The organism is Mesorhizobium sp. M1B.F.Ca.ET.045.04.1.1, from assembly GCF_003952465.1.
In the GTDB taxonomy this organism is placed as follows: Bacteria; Pseudomonadota; Alphaproteobacteria; order Rhizobiales; family Rhizobiaceae; genus Mesorhizobium; species Mesorhizobium shonense.
This window is the reverse complement of sequence record NZ_CP034448.1, coordinates 3043376-3056628: the sequence shown is the minus strand read 5'-3', so window position 1 is coordinate 3056628 and position 13253 is coordinate 3043376. Positions and strand designations below refer to the sequence as shown.

Sequence of the window (13253 nt, the reverse complement as noted above, 5' to 3'; positions counted from 1 at the left end):
CAAGCCCCAACCCTCCATATATTTGCGGATCTGTCGGCGTTCCCGGACGGTCGCGAGCGGACGCTGAGGTGGCGATTACCGCGCATGACATGACCGTAAGGCCGACTACCAATGTCCGCAGAACTGACATGAGGGGCATTATGCACTCCAAGACCGGTTGAATTGGTGTGTTGATATCCGCAGCTGAAATCCAGTCATGTGTCTGGGGCTCCCACTCGTCACCTGGTCCCCAGATCGAGTCACCTTTCCAACACGCACTGAGCTGGAAGAGGCTCGACGGTCATCGCTCCGTCAGGCGCCCGGCTTTCGCCCTCGTACCTGAGCCTGAGATCCACAAAGCCGTCCTCGCCGCTCGAATCGTCCTTGTCGGCGAGCAACCCGATTCTCAGTCCCGCTACGACTTCGGCGCCCCCCGGCGCCGGGGCGAGCTTCTGCAGGCACGCGTCGCGCGCGTTGAGGAACGCGTCCTTGTCGTCCGGCTTCGACGCCGGATCGCGGGTTTGCTCGATGCATGCTTCAAGATCGGTGAGAGTTGGCAGCTTGACGCGAACCTTGGCGGTGCCGTCCAGAGCCTCGCCGGCCTCACCCTGGATTGACGTAGAGGAGTGCTTAACAGCGATCGAAAAGTCGCCGAAAGGTCCGGTGACCGTAACCGGGCCGGCGTCGCCGCCTGGATAGGCAAACGTCATCGGCAGACTCCACTTAGGGTTCATCACATCGGCGCGCCCACATGTGAGCTTGAGGGCGGCGGCCTGCGTGCCGTCCGGCAGCAGGAGAGCGCCAAACATTGCCAATGGCGGCAGGAATCGACTGATGGTGTAACCTGTCACGATCGTGCGCTCCCTTGCCTATTGCCGCGTCCCATTCCAGGAGCCCTCCGCGGCATCGGGGTTGTTGCCGAAATTGTAGCTGCCCGCGAACGACTGGCCGTCAGCGGCGAGCGTGAACTTGCCGCTGCCTCGGGTGCCGTCCTTCTGGACCCAGGAGAAGCGCAGCACGTTGCCGCTTACTTTGCCGGTGATTTGCCCGGCGCTGCCGTCATCGCCCTGATAGCGGCCGGAGACGCCGTTGCCGTTCTGCTGCAGCGAGAGGTCGTAGGCGACATTGTCGGCATTGGCGCTCCAGCTTCCGCCGAAGCCGGCAGTTGCAGACACCGATGTCTGCTTTCCCTTCGACTTGGCGAACCCCGCCGCGCTCTTGGCGAACCCGGCTGCCCCGCCGCCGAACTTCAGAAATCGGGAAGAGACGCAGCCGGACACCGGTGCGCTGATCCGGCACCAGCCGCCATCGCCGCCGCTTTGCTTTTTTGCCATGATGCCTGCAGCGCCGCCGTTCTCGCCGCATGGACCGGTCACCGACACAGCCTGGCCTTCCGGGACCATGCTCGTCACCTGGCCATCGGGACCATTGCGCACGTTGAGCTTGTCCAGTCCCGGCTGGTTGATCACCACCGTTGCCGTCCCCCCGCTGCAGGAACCGGTGCCGGTGCCAACACTACCCGAGCCGGACGACAGCGGCGTGCCTCCCTCGGAGCCACGTCCGGCGGCCGTGCAGTCATTCAATCGCTGCTTGAACTTGGCCTCTTCGGAATCGGCGACACCGTCACCGGAATGCGCCACGCATCGCTGCACCCAATAGTCGTGAGGATTATTCCAGGGAGCGATCTGGACGAATTTACAGCCAAGACCCCGCGCCTCACCGGCGATGGCGGTCATGCGATCGCCATAGGCGACACACGCGTTGCTCCTACCGGTGTGCTTGACGGGCTTCTCCGGCGCCGGAGGTGGTGCCGAGGCTGTTCCCGCCTTCACACCCGAGACGCAACAGCCGTTCGGCGTTGGCAGTGGCACAGCCGATTTCAGCCAACATATTGCTTTCGGACCCTGAATGCCCGCCTTGACGTAAGTCCAAGCCTTGCAGTTCGCGTCGGATTCGCACGCCGACTTGCAGGGTCCGAAGCCTGCGATTGTGGCCTCCAAATCGAACCGGTCGTAATCGTGACCCGGTCGATCGACGCCCGTTTCGGCGGTCGAGTCGCCCCCGCTTCTGCCGGTGCTGGCAGAATGGAGGGGCGGGAATCGCCGCGTGACCTGCCGCCAATTCCCGCAACTCGACGACAGTCCATATTTGCCGCCGTAGCAACCCTGTGCCGAATAGGTCACCGTGCCATCCGGCTGAACCGCCAGCCTTAGAACTGAACCAGTTTTCCATTCCGTCTGGGATTGTCCGGGCACGATTACGTTAAAGACGTCAGTATTTCCATCCGGCCATAGGGTGATCTCGAGGATGCGGGAGTTCCCGTTGAACGTCAGGCGCTCGTCCACACAGACGCCTGAGAATGTCGTGCAGTCGCTGGCATGCGCCGGGCGTGTCTGGGGAAGAGACATCAGCGTCAACATCGCGAGAAGCCCGCAGAAGCGGCGCGCCGTTCGCTCGAAAGACATGGCTTAGCTCCTCCGGGCACCTGTTGAAGCTGCGTCCGACGAAAACATCAGATGCCGGCGATCATTGCCGCGTCCCGCTCCAGCTGCCCTCGACAGCATCGGGGTTGTTGGAGAAGTTGTAGGTGCCGTCGAAGGACTGGCCGTCGCCGGCGAGCACAAACTTGCCGCTCCCACGAGTGCCGTCCTTCTGGACCCATGAGAAGCGCAGGATCTTGCCGCTCATCTTGCCGCTGATATTTCCGGCGCTGCCGTCGGCGCCCTGATAATTGCCGGAGACGCTGTTTCCCTTCTGCTTGAGCGAGAGGCTGTAGACAACGTTATCGGCATTGGCGCTCCAGCTTCCACCGAAGCTCGCCGTCGCCGACGCGGACACCTGCGGCTTGCTCTTCGATTTCGCAAAGCCGGCCGCACCTCCGGACAAGCCGGTGTCGCCACCGAATGCGAGGAACTGGGACGACACGCAACCGTGCACCGGCGCGCTGATCTGGCACCAACCACCGCCGCCGCCGCCTTGCTGCGTCTTCGGTTTCGCGAAGCCCGCCGCCCCGCTGATCGCACCGCACGGGCCGATCACCGAAACTGTATCGCCTTCCGCCACCGTGCCGACCACCTGGCCGCCGGGACCGTTGCGCACGTTGAGCTTGTCGAGGCCCGGCTGGTTGATCGCCACCGTTGCCATTGCATTGCCATCGCCGCAGATGCCATCCGCCTGCTGCATCGGCGGCATGCCACCCATATCCGCTGGTGTTTGAGGTATGCCGCCTCCCTCGGCGTCATCGCCGCCGGCCGGCCTGAGCGTCTTGTGCTTGTTGCCTGCACTTGTGCCTGCCGCTGGCACGAGGTCGACATTCGAAGCAGCTAAAGTCGGAAAGTCCAAGATAAGCAGCGTAGCTATGCCCAGCAGAAGGAGTCGGAACCCACCGGCCCCGGTCCGGCATTCTTTGGTAGCCATTTGACGGTCCTCCTCGCCTACTGCCACGTGCCTTGTCCTGCCTAACCGGCGTTGCCCGAGTTGGCCGGAGCGCCGCCGCTTCCGCCAGAAGCACCACCGCCCGGGTCGTACCGCTGTAGTTCGACGCGGCGGTTTTTGGCGCGTCCTTCTTCGGTGTCATTGGATGCGACTGGTTGCGTCATGCCGGCGCCATCAGAGGCGAGGCGATCGGCGGCGATGCCATATTGGGAAACGAGCGCGGCAACGACGCTGGCGGCGCGGCGGCGGGACAGGTCAAGATTGTAGTCCGCGCCGCCCTGGTTATCGGTGTGGCCGACAATGTTGAGCTTGAGGTCGGGCTCCGACGTCAGCAGCTGCGCGATCTGGTCGAGCGTCGGCTTGGACTCAGGCTTGATGATGTCCTTGTCGAAGTCGAACCATATCCCATAGACCGGAATTTTTCCGACGTCGGAAAGCGCCGAGCCGATCTCCTTCGCGGTGACCACTCGGACCTTGCCGGTCTCCATCGCCTTCGTCTCGACGACCCTGACGACGGCAACGTTGCCGCTGCCGCTTTCGCCGAGATAGACAGCTGCGTAGACCGCGCCCTCCGGGCGCTCGAGCCGTGCGAGAAGGTAGCGCCCGCCTTCCTGGAACCAGTTGTGCACATAGTCGTCCGAAAGCTTCGGCAGGCTGAGCGGATCGCCGACGGCTTGGCCAAGCAGATATCCACCCTCGGGCTGGCCTGATTCGAAGCAGGAGCCATTCTTGGTGGCGCAGGTGAAGACCTCCGAGAAGCCCTTCGCCTTTAGACCTTCCTCGTAGTTGCGGAGAACCTCGAGCGTCGAATGGCCTTGCGGCAGCGCGTAGTAGATGAGCGCGCTGCGGCCCTCGACCGTCTTGAAGCCAGTGCCGCCATTGGTGCTTGTCGGCGAGAAAGGTCCTTCGACGAGGTTCGCCTCGTCATATTCGCTGACGGCGTAGCCGACGATCTCGGCGCCCTCGTAGCGCCCTACCAGAGGGTGATCGGAACTGCCCTCGACATCCGCCGCCCGGACAGGCAGCGCCATGCCGAGTCCACCAACGATCAGCAGCACGGCGATGGCGCCGATCCTATTCGTGCTGGCCATGGTTCTCATCCTCTCACACCTCGAGCCGATGGATTGGTGGACTGCTGCGCCAACAAGACCGGCGACCGGACCGCCAACGCGACGCGCAGCAGAGACATTGGCCGAAAGCAGCTGTAGCGCGCTCCCATTGCTTAGGGCTGCAACAGCGTCTGGGGGAAATTGAATGATTGTATGCCGGATATTGGCGCCATGAATTTGGCCGCATTCGATCTAAACTGCTGCGCGTTTCGGCGCGATGACAAGGCGGGGATCGCCTAATCGCACATGCTGGCGGGTTTGGTCTACTTTTGGGGGTCACGAGGATGGCCATTGGCTCATCGCCAAGCACGACAGTGCGGTCCCGCGTCAGCAGGCTCTCTACAGATTGTGAACCGCGGACAATGCTTGCCAGCATCTCCATGCCCCTTGCCGACGGGCCATGCTTGGCAGACGAATTGCGGCGTCGCTTTCGTCTGCGGGACAGCATCAGGCACCGCAGAAGAAATTGCCGTGAAAACCATGGGTCGCCTATCATCATATGATGATAGAGAGCGATGGTGCGCGTTCGAAGGGTTGGCCCTTGGGAGCCTCGGTCAGCGCGGCAGCGGGTGTGCCGACTTCATGAGGGCAACCAGCTGGCTTTGCTGGTTTGTTCCGGTCTTGCGGAAAATACGATTGAGGTAAGTGCGCACGGTGGAGAATTGCAGGCCAGCTTCAGCTGCCGCCGCCTTGAGGCTATGTCCCTTGGCCAACGCGGTCACAAGATTTACCTCGGCAGGTGTGAGATCGAAGAGGCCCGTCAAGATGGTCGGGGACGGTACCAGAGCGCTTGCCGAGATCGCCGTCGCGACGACGATCAGATCACCTCCTTCGAAAAGGTCATGCGCGCTCCGTTTGAGCGGAAGGACGTGGACCACCGCCGGCGGGGTGCCGCGCACTGGGATGGATCGCGGGGGCAGTCCGCCACGCACGGCCTGCAGCGCGGCCTGGAACAGGCGGTTGCTCTCAGAGTTGGCGACGGCGACGCCGCCGAATGCCGTCGGCAGGAACAGCGACTTCTCGCGATCGAACAGGCCGTTGGTCACCCGGACACGGCCGTTGGCGGCGAGAACGGCGGCCGGAAGCCCGATCTTGGCCAAGGCATCGACGGCGCCGCGCGCCTGCACGAGGCCAAGCCGCGCGGCCGCGAGCGTGGCGCGCGCCATGTCGGGCCGCATCCGATCAAGAACTTCAAGTTGCCGCTCGTCGTAGCCCCCTTCGTCCAGCCCGCGCTGGAAAACAAACATTGCGAGCTCACCGCTGGGCATGGGGATGGCTGCGCAGGCATTCACGCCCAGGCCACGTGCGCGCAACCGGACGCGTATCGGGTCGTCCCGTACCTCGTCGGCCGTCATGAATCTGTCTACATCCACGAAGCTGGAGGGCCGGACGGTGCCCATACGCGCTGCCGCGGTGGACAAGCGCAGGCTTTCGTCCTGCAGGAACTCGCTCATCAAATCCTGCAGCCATGCGACGGCCTTTCCGCGAACCGGCGCGCTATCCGCGAAAACGAAGAGCGCACCGCCTTTCGATGCCGACGCATTGGTGATCTGCTCGAGAACAGCGGGCCATTTTTCCGCTATGAACGCGGCTTCATAAAGCGCATCGACAATTTCTGTGAGCATTTGCACTCATCTTGTGCAGCCTGTTTTTTGTGCTGCGAACGGGTACGCTAACAAATTCGATGCCACTGTGCCATGCATCCGCGGCCTAGGGACAAAGTGCCTGAAAATTTTCGAAGACGTCCCCGAATCAGGATTGGGACTAAAGGACGGGCTTGCTCATCTGTTCCGCGCCAAGGCGTGCGGTTGTCGTTCATGACCGCCGGTGGTTCGTGTTCCCGCGCTCGTGTTGTCGTCGTTCCGGGAAACGGCGGCCGCGCCGTGAGCGCCCGCCCGTTCCCATCTTTGGGAGGAATCAATAGCTCATTGCGTATTACTGTCGAATTTCACCGATCAAGGTCTGAGGACCATAAAGGACACCCAGAAGCGTGCTGAGGCCTTCAAGGCAATGGCCAGCAAAAGCGGGGTCAAGGCTCACACTCTGTTGTGTACGCACGGCAAACACGATGTCGTGGCAATTGCCGAAGCCGATGCGACCGCCCTATCCCTATCAATCGCATCAATGGGCAACATCAGAACTGAGACGCTGAGGGCGTTCGATACGACAGATATGACCAAGATATTGGCGAAGATGGTCTGACGGCCATGTTGCCAGCGTGCGCGGGTGATTGAAGCTGGCGCCGGGCTTTGTGCTCGGCGCCTTTCAGCCTATGTCTCATCCTGCCAGATCACACGCTTCTCCCACCGAATCTGCACCAGGCGCCGGAAGCGGATCGTGTGGGCCTGCTCCCCGGTCGGGTGGAATAGCTGCGCGCTCATCCACTCCCGGCTCTTGCACTGTTGGCAGCGGACCTTGTCCCTAACCTCGTCGATGGTGACGTTGCCGATCACCTCCCGCAGCTCGAGCGGCTTGTAGTAGCGCGTGATATTGCAGCGCGCGCAGCGGATGCCCGCCACCTGCCCCGCGTCATGGGCATGCGTCAGGGTCCAGGCGGCGCCTCTCGGCCACTTCTCCGGTTGCTCGGGCATGCATTCGAATTGAGAACATATCCCTGTCCGGTCAAGGGGCCGCTTGACACTTTTGTTCTCATTTCGTTCACTGTTGCCCATGAGCGACGAAATCAGACTGCCCAAGTCCGAATACGCCACGCTGGCAGGCGTGCAGCACCACTTTTGCGAGCACGACGGCTGCAGCAAGGATGCCGGCTGGGGCTTCGCCAAGCCGAAGCAGGCGCCGCATTGGTTCTGCTTCGAGCATCGCTGCGAAGGTGAGCAATTCCTGTAGGGAGCGACCGATGTCCCGTCATCAATTCGTGCATGAACTGGAGAGTGCTGCCGACCATATCGCAGACACTTCGCGGGCCGATTTGCAAGTGCTGCTGCGCAGGGCCGCGCTGCTGCTCAGAAACGTCGGCGGGCTCAGCCTCGATCCGAACACCGACGAGGTGCTGAACGGCCTGGCCGCCGAGATGGACAAGACCAAGCTCGATCTCGTGGAAACGATCGTTGGCGAGTGGCTGGTAGCCAACGCCTATCTGCCGGTGCCGCACCAGTTGGACGCAGAAAGCGCGGTGGACGGCAACGCATGATCAACGCACCAAGGCACGACGGCGAATACGCCGACCGCGAGGTTGACTGCCAAGAAGCGATGGAGCCAGGTTTTCAGGCAATCGTCGATTGCATGCTGGAGGCGGGTTGGACGCGCGGCGAGGTGGTGCGTGCCCTGCGGCGCCTGATCGCCGCGGACAACATGACCCAGAAGGAAAAAGCTAGGGTCGAGGCAGAACTGGCTATCGCGCGGGCGATGATGCGAGCGGGAAAGGCAGTCTTATCTGCTTCGCCAGTTACGCCGATTTGCGCCCAGCCTTTGCTTTGGGGTGGCGTTTGATGCCTTCCTTTTCCAAGCTCTTTCGAAGCACGGAAGCGAGATTGACGACGTTCTCTTTTGGCTGAGGCGCGGGCTTTGGCGGCTTCTTGCCCTTGCGCTTGGCATCGATCATGGCAAGGAGCGCGTCTTCGTAGGTGTCCTCGAATTTCGACGGATCGAATTTGGTCACCTTCTTATCGATCAGCAGTTCGGCGATCTCCAAGAGATCCTTGTCGTATTTCGGCCTTTTTAGGTCATCGAATACGCTGCTTTCGGAGACCATCTCGTTGTGGGTGCGCAGCTCAGTCAGTAGCATGCCTTTGCCGAAGGGCTGGATAACGACTTCCCGGCCGCGCTGATAGAGGACGACGCACGATCTCGCCGCGACCTGCTGTTTTGCCATTGCCTCGCGCAGCACGGTGAAGGCTTCCAACGCCGCGCCATCGGCAGGAATCACATAATAGGGCTTTTCGAGGTAGCGCGTGTCGATGTCCTCAATGGCGACGAACTCGCTTACTTCAAGCGTGTGTTGTGAGGTCAGCTTCAGCTTTTTGATCTCGTCGGGCTCGATTTCGATGAAATCGCCCTTGTCCGCCTCGTACCCTTTGATCTGGTCTTCCGACGGAACGACGTCGCCGGTCTCTTCATCGACGTAGGCGCTCTTGACGGGCAGCCCGTTCTCTCGATTGAGGATCTTGAAGTGGACTCTTCCGGCCTCGCTGGTCGCCCCGACGAGCTTGACGCCGCAAGAAACCGAACCGACCTTAAGGAAACCCTTCCAGACTGCGCGTGGGGCCGCCATGTGCCATTCCCGTCATCGTTCTGATCACCAGGAACATCTGGCGCCGACCGTGGTTCCCGACTGCTAGTTTTCTTCCCGGAAATCCTTAAGCTTAGGGGCCACCATTGGACCGTTCAAGCGGCAGGAGGCCCTTGATATCATCGCAATGCTTAGGGGGTCACGGCACCCTGGTTAGAACGTTTGAGTTCAACCCCGTCCCTTACGAAAGTGTGCGCTCACTGATCGTTGGCTGGCGGGATCTGACCGGTTCGCCGCCCCGTGGTAGCCCGAGGCGCATCTGGTTCCGGCTTCTGTTCGAGGCGTCCCCTTTGACCAATCTCTTCAGCGAGCGCCAATGCCTCAGCGGCATTCTTCGTTGCGAGGACGGGTTGCCAATACCAAGTTTCGAATGCACTGACGACGTACATCATGACAAAGCCCCCCGGCTTCGGTCTGTTGATCGCTGAACAATACTTCGGCGGTACGCCCAGAAAAATGACGCAACAGTCTGCTTGCGATGCGACCCAAGTCTGATGGTGCCGGGTCATTATGTAGACAACGGTCAATATTTGCCTCATGCTGTTGCTAGAGGGGCGGGGCTTGGACAGATCACGGCACGACAATCGGTCTGAACAGTGGCGCAAGCGCACCGGCGCAAAGCGGTCGCGGGCTTTGCATTGGGCGAGCGTTCCGCGGCGACTGATCTTCGTGACTGTCGCCACGGCCGGCGTGCTGGCCGCTCAAACAGCCATGCAGCACAGCGACAGCCTGCCCGAGCTCAACCTGTCGAATCTGATCGGACCGAAGCCGCAGCCGATCACCGGGATCGCGTCCGTCATCGACGGCGACACGATCGAGATCCACGGGCAGCGCATCCGTTTCAACGGCATCGACGCGCCGGAGAGCAAGCAATATTGCGACGACGCCAAGGGCTTCGAATATCCCTGCGGCCGGCACTCGGCGGAGGCGCTTGAGGGGTTTCTGGCCGCCTCGAGGCCGGTGCAGTGCACGTTCGTGACCTGGGATCGCTATCACCGGTTCGTCGGCGACTGCCGGCGCGCCGACGGCGCCAGCGTGGCGGAATGGATGGTCGATCACGGCCAAGCGCTGGACTGGCCCCGCTACAGCCACGGCGCCTATGCGGCGCAGCAGGCGAAAGCGCAGGCGGCGCAGGTTGGCATGTGGGTTGGGAGGTTCGAGGCGCCATGGGACTGGCGCGCATCGCCTCCCGACGGCGCGGCACCGTCGAGCCAACCGCTTGGCATCATGAGCCGCAAGCTGGTCGCGCAGAGTGGCTATTTGTGCGAGCCGCGGCGGACATGCAAGCAGATCAGTTCCTGCGATGAGGCCCAATGGTATCTGCAGAATTGCTCATGGGGCGGTAAGCTGGATCGGGACGGCGACGGCGTGGCGTGCGAGACGCTATGCTGAAAGTATCAGGAGCCTTTCATCGGAAAAATGGTAGCCAGCTCAGGATCGTTATCACGGCACCTCTGTCTAGCTTGAGCGGCGGCAAGGGTTGAGCATGGTGCTCGGCGCGAGCGATCTGCCGGCGAACAGCGCGCTGTCGTCATTCTCCCAGCGATTAGGCCGCCGGGAGAATGACGGTCGAATCCGAGGTGATCGCGGCGCGGAGAACGGGTTCGGGAAGGTAGCGAGCGTCACTGAGATAGCGCCAGGTCGCCCCGCGCCACTGCTTGCGCCTCGCCCGCCCTTGCCGGCCGCACCGCGCAAGCGCGAGGTAACAAGCTTCAACCCCTTCGGTCCTCTCGCTCGGCCGCGATCATACGCACGAAATCGATATCCATTTTCGCCCACGGCCTCTGTCGGGCGACCTTGGCGACCACCCTTGGCCCAGTGGAAGAATTCACCCGCACGGTCGCGCGCGGACCGCGCGGTGCTGTGCCTCGCAATGGGCGCTGCGTAGACGATGCAGCGGCAGGCAGTCACCGGGTGATACCCCAGGACTTCTTGAGGAAATGGCGTGCGGCGGCCGAAATTCCTGCATGACGGCCGGCCGGAGTCACGCGCTCGATCGAGTGACCAGCCACTTGACGCGACTGCAAACGGGGGCATGCTCGGCGGGCGTGGCCCGCTTCCCGACCCGACGGAGTCACATCATGCGGTGGTCCTACCCGGTCCTCCGTGTCGGCGGCACCGAGATCCGCATCCACCTGACCTTCCTGCTACCGCTCGCCTGGATCGGCATCGCCTTCGTCGTGGCGCTCTCCGGCCGGTGCCGCTAAGCGCCTGCGGCGTGCCCCGATGGAGGACTACAGATCCAAAACACGTCGCGTGAACCCGTCCAGGCTCGGTTCGCCCAATTCGCTACAGGCGACCGAGGAAAACCAGGATAATGATGATCAGCAACACCAACCCCAAGCCACCGCCCCCATAGTACCCGGTGCCGTAAAAGGGACTGCCACCGAGGCCACTGAAGCCGCCAATCAATAGAAGAATCAGTATAACTATCAAAATTGCGCCGAGACTCATGGGACTTTTCTTTCTCTGTTTGGGCGCTGTGCATCCTGAGCGCACTGCTCCACTGTTGATCAGAATATTAACTCGGAAATGGCCCTTCTGTTCCGGCAAACCCGGCCTGACGCAGCGCTTAGATCGCTCACAGCCAGCGGATCCCCGCTCCGCGTCGTCCGCTCGAGGGCACTAGCGGCCAACGCGAACGCGCGCACGATCCAAAGGGAGCGGCGACGAACATGGCGTAGGAGATCACGTCAGTCAGTCCGAACGGAAAAGCAACGTGCAAAAAGACCATAGCCGTCAGAAGAACGAAATAAAACCGGGAGGATTTGAGAGAAAAATCAGCGATGAAGCACTGACGTGTCCAGACGTTTCGCAATGAGCCCGCCCGGCAGGCGGAATCTCGACTCTTGCATCAAGTCCAGCTTGACAGGATCGTCTCCATTTCCACCGTTTCGACCTGCTGTGCAAACCGCTGGTGATAGACCGTCAGTAGTGCATCATGGGTGGCGTCGGACGAGCTACACAGCGCGTCGGTTACCAGCACCACACGGAAACCGAAGTCGATGGCTCCTAACACGGTGGCGAGCACACATACGTCGGTCTCGCCGCCGGTGATCACCAACGTGTCAGTTTTCCTCTCCGTCAGTAGACTCGTGAGCTTCCCCTCGAACCAAGGCGAGTAGATGTGCTTGTCGATAATGGCTGCGGGTGGACAGTGCCGCGCCAGCGACGGCAGAAGATCGGCCATTTCGAAGCCAATCTCCGCCAGGGTCATTGACGCCCATCGTTGATAGTAGTGCTTCCAGGTGCCGATGCCATGGCCTGGTTTGCGAGCTGGGAGGAAACGGGTAAATACGGTCTGGGCGGCGCGCCGTTCGACAAGACTTTCGATCCGCGGCAAGACACGGGTGATCCAAGGCGTCGCCCACGGCGATGGTTCGGCAAAGAGGCGCTGCATGTCGACGCAAAGATGCACGCACCTGTCACCCAACGGACCATAGGCCAGTCCCGGCGCAGACATGTCATTGATGCGCTCTTGTTCTCGCCGCTTTCTTTGCCGACGCCGAGCGTTCAGCGGCCGAGCGATTGGCTGAGGCAGCACCACCCTTCCTTCCGCCCTTATGGGCGGCTGCGTTTCCGGTGTGCTTGCCACTGCCGGAGCCGCCTTCCTTCTTGCCGCCGCCATCGTCCTTGTTGACGGTCGCCCAAGCGCGCCGCTCAGCCTCCTTTTCCGAAATGCCGCGCTTCTCGTAGCCTTCGGCGATATGGTCGGCCTTGCGTTCCTGCTTGTCGGTGTATTTCGACTTGTCTCCGCGTGGCATGCGTGCCTCCTATTTGTTTCGTTTCGTTTTCAGCGCATCTCCGAGATCGCGTTTGTCGGGGTCCTTGAGGTTTTCGCCGGCGGCATCGCGATCTTCGTCCGGATCGTCTTTGGCAGGCAGATAGCCCGGAGGCCGGTTTTCCGGTGGGCCCTCCCAGCGCGGTTTCTATTCGGTGGTGCCTGGAGCACCGTGGCGCGGCGTAGTCATATTGACCTCCTAATCGCGGTGTTCCGGCATGTTCTTGAGTTGATCCTTCGTCCATGACGTCACGGCGTGCACGTCACCATCTTCGTCGCGCATGAAGTCGAGCTGGTTTGCGGCAACGGCAACAGGCTTGGCGCCGATGCCGAGGAAGCCGCCGACATCGATGACGACCTGGCTACCGTGGACATGATCGACAGAACCGATCTTCTCGTCCTCGGGTCCGTAGATGGTTGCGCCTTCGAGGATGTCCGGGGTGAGTTCGGCGTTTGTTAGCCTTACGTGATTTGTGTGGTCCATGGGTAGCATCTCCGCTGGATGAGATTCAAATAACCGGCGGAGGGAAGAACAGTTCCACCCTGCGAAGGGACGACAGGAACCAATTGCGTGGCGGGCAACGATTGACCGGCTGCGCATCTCAGCGACCGGTGCTATCGCGCGAGTCTGCTACAGGCTTGCTATCGGTGAACCGCATTCTCGCGGCCAGCAGGCCCTCGAGAGTGGCCGGCACTGCTA

Annotated in this window: 17 protein-coding genes and 1 pseudogene; 6 read left to right on the top strand and 12 right to left on the bottom strand. The window is 61.7% G+C overall.

Translation table 11 applies throughout. From position 1 onward, the window contains the following. Window positions 1–239: 239 nt before the first annotated feature. The 5 genes from EJ071_RS14825 to EJ071_RS14805 all read right to left on the bottom strand — a co-directional run bounded on the left by EJ071_RS14825 (window position 240) and on the right by EJ071_RS14805 (window position 6148). Entirely contained in the window at window positions 240–830 is a 591-nt protein-coding gene (locus EJ071_RS14825; RefSeq protein WP_126098520.1) for a hypothetical protein, read from the bottom strand. 18 nt (window positions 831–848) lie between these two features. Continuing rightward, on the bottom strand, window positions 849–2444 hold the full coding sequence (locus EJ071_RS14820) for a PAN domain-containing protein (protein WP_126098519.1): 1596 nt from the start codon (window positions 2442–2444) through the stop codon (window positions 849–851). A 61-nt stretch (window positions 2445–2505) separates the two neighbouring features. Continuing rightward, the gene (locus EJ071_RS14815; protein WP_126098518.1) at window positions 2506–3396 is read right to left on the bottom strand and encodes a hypothetical protein; all 891 of its coding nucleotides are present in this window, start codon (window positions 3394–3396) and stop codon (window positions 2506–2508) included. A gap of 41 nt (window positions 3397–3437) precedes the next feature. Then, window positions 3438–4505, bottom strand: coding sequence for an OmpA family protein (locus EJ071_RS14810; RefSeq protein WP_245460243.1), 1068 nt, complete (start codon window positions 4503–4505; stop codon window positions 3438–3440). 572 nt (window positions 4506–5077) lie between these two features. Beyond that, a complete protein-coding gene (locus EJ071_RS14805) occupies window positions 5078–6148 on the bottom strand; it encodes a LuxR C-terminal-related transcriptional regulator (protein ID WP_126098517.1) in 1071 nt (356 codons plus the stop codon). A gap of 295 nt (window positions 6149–6443) precedes the next feature. Between EJ071_RS14805 and EJ071_RS14800 the strand changes: the two genes are divergently transcribed. Beyond that, a complete protein-coding gene (locus tag EJ071_RS14800; protein WP_126098516.1) occupies window positions 6444–6725 on the top strand; it encodes a GYD domain-containing protein in 282 nt (93 codons plus the stop codon). Window positions 6726–6793: 68 nt separating this feature from the next. Here the strand turns inward: EJ071_RS14800 and EJ071_RS14795 are convergent, their stop codons facing one another. After that, window positions 6794–7114, bottom strand: coding sequence for a hypothetical protein (locus tag EJ071_RS14795; RefSeq protein WP_126098515.1), 321 nt, complete (start codon window positions 7112–7114; stop codon window positions 6794–6796). Window positions 7115–7193: 79 nt separating this feature from the next. Between EJ071_RS14795 and EJ071_RS38500 the strand changes: the two genes are divergently transcribed. Genes EJ071_RS38500 through EJ071_RS14785 form a run of 3 tightly spaced genes read left to right on the top strand, consistent with a single transcriptional unit; the run spans window position 7194 to window position 7973 of the window. Continuing rightward, window positions 7194–7370: a hypothetical protein gene (locus EJ071_RS38500; RefSeq protein WP_189521477.1), complete on the top strand. Its 177-nt coding sequence runs from the start codon at window positions 7194–7196 to the stop codon at window positions 7368–7370. A gap of 10 nt (window positions 7371–7380) precedes the next feature. Next, entirely contained in the window at window positions 7381–7674 is a 294-nt protein-coding gene (locus EJ071_RS14790; protein WP_126098514.1) for a hypothetical protein, read from the top strand. Beyond that, window positions 7671–7973, top strand: a complete 303-nt coding sequence (locus tag EJ071_RS14785) for a hypothetical protein (RefSeq protein ID WP_126098513.1) — start codon at window positions 7671–7673, stop codon at window positions 7971–7973. The genes EJ071_RS14790 and EJ071_RS14785 overlap by 4 nt, the downstream gene beginning before the upstream one ends. Here EJ071_RS14785 and EJ071_RS14780 read toward each other — a convergent pair. Then, window positions 7930–8754: a Ku protein gene (locus EJ071_RS14780; RefSeq protein ID WP_126098512.1), complete on the bottom strand. Its 825-nt coding sequence runs from the start codon at window positions 8752–8754 to the stop codon at window positions 7930–7932. The two genes, EJ071_RS14785 and EJ071_RS14780, sit on opposite strands and share 44 nt — an antisense overlap. A gap of 687 nt (window positions 8755–9441) precedes the next feature. On the opposite strand from EJ071_RS14780, the gene EJ071_RS14775 reads away from it, so the two are divergent. Both EJ071_RS14775 and EJ071_RS40040 read left to right on the top strand, forming a co-directional pair. Then, on the top strand, window positions 9442–10164 hold the full coding sequence (locus tag EJ071_RS14775) for an excalibur calcium-binding domain-containing protein (protein ID WP_245460242.1): 723 nt from the start codon (window positions 9442–9444) through the stop codon (window positions 10162–10164). Between the two features lie 689 nt (window positions 10165–10853). Continuing rightward, window positions 10854–10979: a hypothetical protein gene (locus EJ071_RS40040; RefSeq protein WP_281058915.1), complete on the top strand. Its 126-nt coding sequence runs from the start codon at window positions 10854–10856 to the stop codon at window positions 10977–10979. Window positions 10980–11061: 82 nt separating this feature from the next. On the opposite strand, the gene EJ071_RS14770 is transcribed toward EJ071_RS40040, so the two are convergent. From EJ071_RS14770 to EJ071_RS14750, 5 genes and pseudogenes are all read right to left on the bottom strand, one after another. Beyond that, complete coding sequence (locus EJ071_RS14770; RefSeq protein ID WP_082044297.1) at window positions 11062–11226, bottom strand: DUF3309 family protein; 165 nt, start codon at window positions 11224–11226, stop codon at window positions 11062–11064. Window positions 11227–11626: 400 nt separating this feature from the next. Continuing rightward, complete coding sequence (locus EJ071_RS14765) at window positions 11627–12235, bottom strand: isochorismatase family cysteine hydrolase (protein ID WP_126098510.1); 609 nt, start codon at window positions 12233–12235, stop codon at window positions 11627–11629. Window position 12236: 1 nt separating this feature from the next. Next, window positions 12237–12536 (bottom strand): plasmid stabilization protein, encoded by a 300-nt coding sequence (locus EJ071_RS14760; protein ID WP_126098509.1) that lies wholly within the window; start codon window positions 12534–12536, stop codon window positions 12237–12239. 9 nt (window positions 12537–12545) lie between these two features. Then, a pseudogene (locus tag EJ071_RS39440) lies at window positions 12546–12743 on the bottom strand (hypothetical protein). 9 nt (window positions 12744–12752) lie between these two features. Next, on the bottom strand, window positions 12753–13037 hold the full coding sequence (locus EJ071_RS14750) for a PRC-barrel domain containing protein (RefSeq protein ID WP_126098508.1): 285 nt from the start codon (window positions 13035–13037) through the stop codon (window positions 12753–12755). Between the last annotated feature and the right edge of the window lie 216 nt (window positions 13038–13253).